The sequence below is a fragment of the Actinosynnema sp. genome (assembly GCF_052038725.1).
The window spans coordinates 1-4,065 of sequence record NZ_JBQGCX010001203.1; the positions used below are offsets into that span (position 1 = coordinate 1).

The following is a 4,065-nucleotide window of genomic DNA, read 5'->3' on the forward strand; positions in this document are numbered from 1 at the left end:
GATGCGCTCGGCGATCTTGGCCACCAGGGCGTCGCCCACCGGGTCGACGGCGACGACGGCGGAGATCGCCATGCAGCGCTCCCCCGCCGAGCCGAAGCCCGCCGAGACCGCGGCGTCCGCTGCCAGGTCCAGGGCCTCGTCGTAGCCGGTCGCGCGCAGCACCGACAGCACCGGGCCGAACACCTCGTCCCGGTACACCGCCATGTCCACGCCCACCCGGTCGAACAGGGTCGGGCCCAGCCAGAAGCCCTCGGGGGAGCCGTCGATCGCGTGGTCCCGGCCGTCCACGACCAGGTCGGCCCCGTCGGCGACTCCGCTGTCCAGGTAGGACGTGACGCGGTCGCGGTGCGCGGCGGTGATCAGCGGGCCCATGTCGCAGCCCGCGCGGCGGCCGTCGCCGACCTTCAGCGCGGCGATGCGCTCGGCGATCTTGGCCACCAGGGCGTCGCCCACCGGGTCGACGGCGACGACCGCGGAGATCGCCATGCAGCGCTCCCCCGCCGAGCCGAAGCCCGCCGAGACCGCGGCGTCCGCCGCCAGGTCGAGGTCGGCGTCGGGGAGGACGACCATGTGGTTCTTGGCGCCGCCGAGCGCCTGGACGCGCTTGCCGCGCGCGGTCGCGGTCTCGTAGACGTAGCGCGCCACCGGGGTGGAGCCGACGAAGGACACGGCTTTCACGTCCGGGTGGACGAGGAGGCGGTCGACGGCCTCCTTGTCGCCGTGGACCACGTTCAGGACCCCGTCGGGCAGCCCTGCCTCGGCGAACAGCTCGGCGAGGAACACCGACGCGGACGGGTCCTTCTCGCTGGGCTTGAGCACGACCGCGTTGCCGCAGGCGATCGCGGTCGGCACGAACCACAGCGGCACCATGGCCGGGAAGTTGAACGGTGACACGACCGCGACCACGCCGAGCGGCTGCTGGATCGAGTAGACGTCGAAGCGGCTGGAGGCGTTCTCGCTGAAGCCGCCCTTGAGCAGGTGGGGGATGCCGCAGGCGAACTCGACGTTCTCCAGCGCCCGCTGCACCTCCCCCGCAGCGTCGGCGAGGACCTTGCCGTGCTCGGCGGTGATGATCGCGGCCAGCTCGCCCTTGCGGGCGTGCAGCAGCTCGCGGAACGCGAACATCACCGAGGACCGCTGCGCCAGCGACGAGTCCCGCCACCGGGTGAACGCCTCCCCCGCGACCTCGACCGCCCGGTCGACCACCTCGACCGGGGCCAGGTCCACGGTGGACGCGACCTGCCCGGTCGCCGGGTCGTGCACCTCGCCGGTGCGGGAGGCGCCGCCGGTCCACGGCTTGCCGCCGATCCAGTGCGTGATCCGCTTCGCGGTGACCCGGTCGGCGGCCCCGTCGCCGCCCTCGGAGATCAGGCTCATCGGGCCGACACCTCCGCGATCGCGTCCCGCAGCGCCACGAGCGCCTCCTCCACCTCGTCGGCGGTCACCGACAGCGGCGGGGCGAGGCGGATGACGTTGCCGTGCAGCCCGCCCTTGCCGACCAGCAGCCCGCGCTCGCGCGTCGCCTCCAGCACGGCCACCCCCGCCGCCGGGTCGGGCGCGCGGTCCTCGCCGACCAGCTCCAGGCCGACCATGAGGCCCTTGCCGCGCACGTCCCCGAGCAGCGGGTGGTCGGCGGCGACGTCGCGCAGCCCGGAGATCAGCCGGGCGCCGAGCTTGGCCGCGTTGGACTGGAGGTCGTGGCCGAGCAGGTAGTCCAGCGTCGCCAGGGCGCCCGCCGTGGACACCGGGTTGCCGCCGAACGTGGAGATCGAGTTGGCGGTCAGGCCGTCCACGACGTCGCCGCGCGCGACCACGCCGCCGATGGCGAGCCCGTTGCCGAGCCCCTTGGCGAAGGTCATCGCGTCGGGGGTGACGCCGTGCGCGCCGATGCCCCAGAAGTGCTCGCCGGTGCGCCCCCAGCCGGTCTGGACCTCGTCCGAGATCAGCAGGATGCCGTGCTCGTCCAGGACCTCCTTGAACGCGGCGAACAGCCCGTCCGGCGGCAGGGTGAACCCGCCGACGCCCTGGATCGGTTCGACGATCATGCACGCGACGTCGCCGGAGGTGGCGGTGTTCAGCACGTCCCGCAGGTCGGCGACGCAGGCGGCGACGTAGTCGGCGTCGGACAGGTCGCGGAACGGGCTGCGGTAGCGGTAGCCGCCGTGCACCCAGGCGACCTTGAGCGGGCTGAGCGCGGTCGGCGACCAGGCGCGCAGGCCCGTGACGCCGGTCGCCGCGAAGCCCCGGCCGTGGTACGAGTTGCGCAGGGCTAGGACCTGGTCGCTGCGGCGGTGCCCGCAGGCCAGCATGAGCGCGGTCTCGTTGGCCTCGGTGCCGGAGTTGGTGAAGAACACCTTGGCGTCCGGGATGCCGGACAGCCCGGCGATCCGCTCGGCCAGCTCCACCTGCGAGCGGATCAGGTACAGGGTGGAGCTGTGCAGCACGCCGGTGTCGATCTGGGACCGGATGGCGTCGCTGATCTCGGCGATGTCGTAGCCGACGCCGTTGGTGAGGATGCCCGCGAAGAAGTCGAGGTAGGTGCGGCCCTCGCCGTCGGTGACGTGCCTGCCGCTGCCCCTCGTGATCTCGATCGGGTGGTCGTAGTACAGGGCCATCCAGTCCGGCAGGACCGCCCGGTGCCTGGCCAGCAGCTCGTCGTGCGCCATCCGCGCCTCCCGCTGTTCGCGCTCTCCCGAATCTCCCCCGCAGTCTCACGGGGCGCGGCGGCCCACCGCCATGCACAACCTGTACCGCTTTCCAGGAGTGGCGATTACGTTGTGTGCATGTACCCGACCGTGGCGGAGGCGTTATCCCTGTCCGTGGTGCGACAGGGTCAGCCCAGGGTGGTCGCGGGCGCGGAGGGGTTGGGGCGGTCGGTGCGCTGGGTGCACGTGGCCGAGGTCGCCGACATCGCGCCGCTGCTGCGCGGCGGTGAGCTGGTGCTGACCAGCGGGATCGCCCTGCCGGAGGAGCCTGAGGCGCTGCGCGAGTACGTGGCGGGGCTGGCCGGGGTGGGGGCGACCGGGCTGGTCGTGGAGCTGGTGCGGCGGTGGCGGGGCGGGGTGCCGGGGGCGCTGGTCGCGGCGGCGCAGGAGCACGGGCTGCCGCTGGTCACGCTGTCGGTGGAGGTGCGGTTCGTCGCGGTCACCGAGGCGGTGGTGTCGCTGATCGTGGACGCGCAGCTCGCCGAGCTGCGGGCCGCCGAGCAGGTGCACGAGGCGTTCACGGCGCTGACCGTGGCGGGCGCGGAACCGGCCGAGGTGCTGCGGGAGGTGGCGCGCACGTCGGGGCTGCCGGTGGTGCTGGAGACGCTGGGGCACGAGGTGCTGGCGTACGACGCGGCCGGGCAGGACCCGGTGGCGCTGCTGGCCGACTGGGGCGCGCGCTCGCGCGAGGTGTCCGGGGCCGGGCGGACCGCCTACCACGCGGGGCCCGGTTGGCTGGTGACCGCGGTGGGGGCGCGCGGGTCGGACTGGGGAAGGCTCGTGCTGGTCAGCGCGGCCGAGCCGCCGCACCGGCACGTGGTGGTCGCGGAGCGGGCGGCGTCCGCGCTGGCCGTGCACCGGCTGGTGGCGCGGGACCGGGAGTCGCTGGAGCGGCAGACGCACCGCACGCTGCTCACCCAGCTGCTGGACCGCCCGCCCGCCGACCTGCCCGCGCGGGCCGCCGCGCTGGGGGTGCCGCTGGAGCGGCGGCAGCTGCTCGGGGTGGCGATCCGGCCGGGCGCGGCGACCACGCCGGGGCAGTCGCTGGCCACGCAGGAGGTGCTGCGGGACCTGGCCGAGGCCACGGCGCTGGCGGCCCGGCGGGCGCCGGTGCCCGCGCTGGTCGGGGTGGTGGACGACACGAGCGTGCGGGCGCTGCTGGCGCTGCCGCCGCAGACCCCGGTGGAGGGGGTGCTGCGGCAGTTCGCCCGCGAGGTGCACCGGGCGGCGGCGGCCACGCAGCACGGGCTGCCGGTGGTGGTGGCGGTCGGGACGGTGGTGTGCGGGGTGCCGGAGGTGCGGCGCAGCCTCGGGGAGGCGGCGCACGTGGCGGGGGCGGCGCTGCGGTCGCCGGGGGTGC

Annotated in this window: 3 protein-coding genes; 1 reads left to right on the plus strand and 2 read right to left on the minus strand. The window is 74.9% G+C overall.

What is annotated here, in order from left to right; translation table 11 throughout:
- The coding region (gene mmsA, locus ACTUAL_RS25275) for a CoA-acylating methylmalonate-semialdehyde dehydrogenase (protein WP_440901995.1) at positions 1–1,377 on the minus strand (1,377 nt) is incomplete at its 3' end.
- Complete coding sequence (locus ACTUAL_RS25280; RefSeq protein ID WP_440901996.1) at positions 1,374–2,666, minus strand: aspartate aminotransferase family protein; 1,293 nt, start codon at positions 2,664–2,666, stop codon at positions 1,374–1,376. The genes mmsA and ACTUAL_RS25280, both read right to left, overlap by 4 nt.
- Before the next feature lie 117 nt (positions 2,667–2,783).
- On the opposite strand from ACTUAL_RS25280, the gene ACTUAL_RS25285 reads away from it, so the two are divergent.
- On the plus strand, positions 2,784–4,065 hold a 1,282-nt coding region (locus ACTUAL_RS25285; RefSeq protein WP_440901997.1), incomplete at its 3' end, for a PucR family transcriptional regulator ligand-binding domain-containing protein.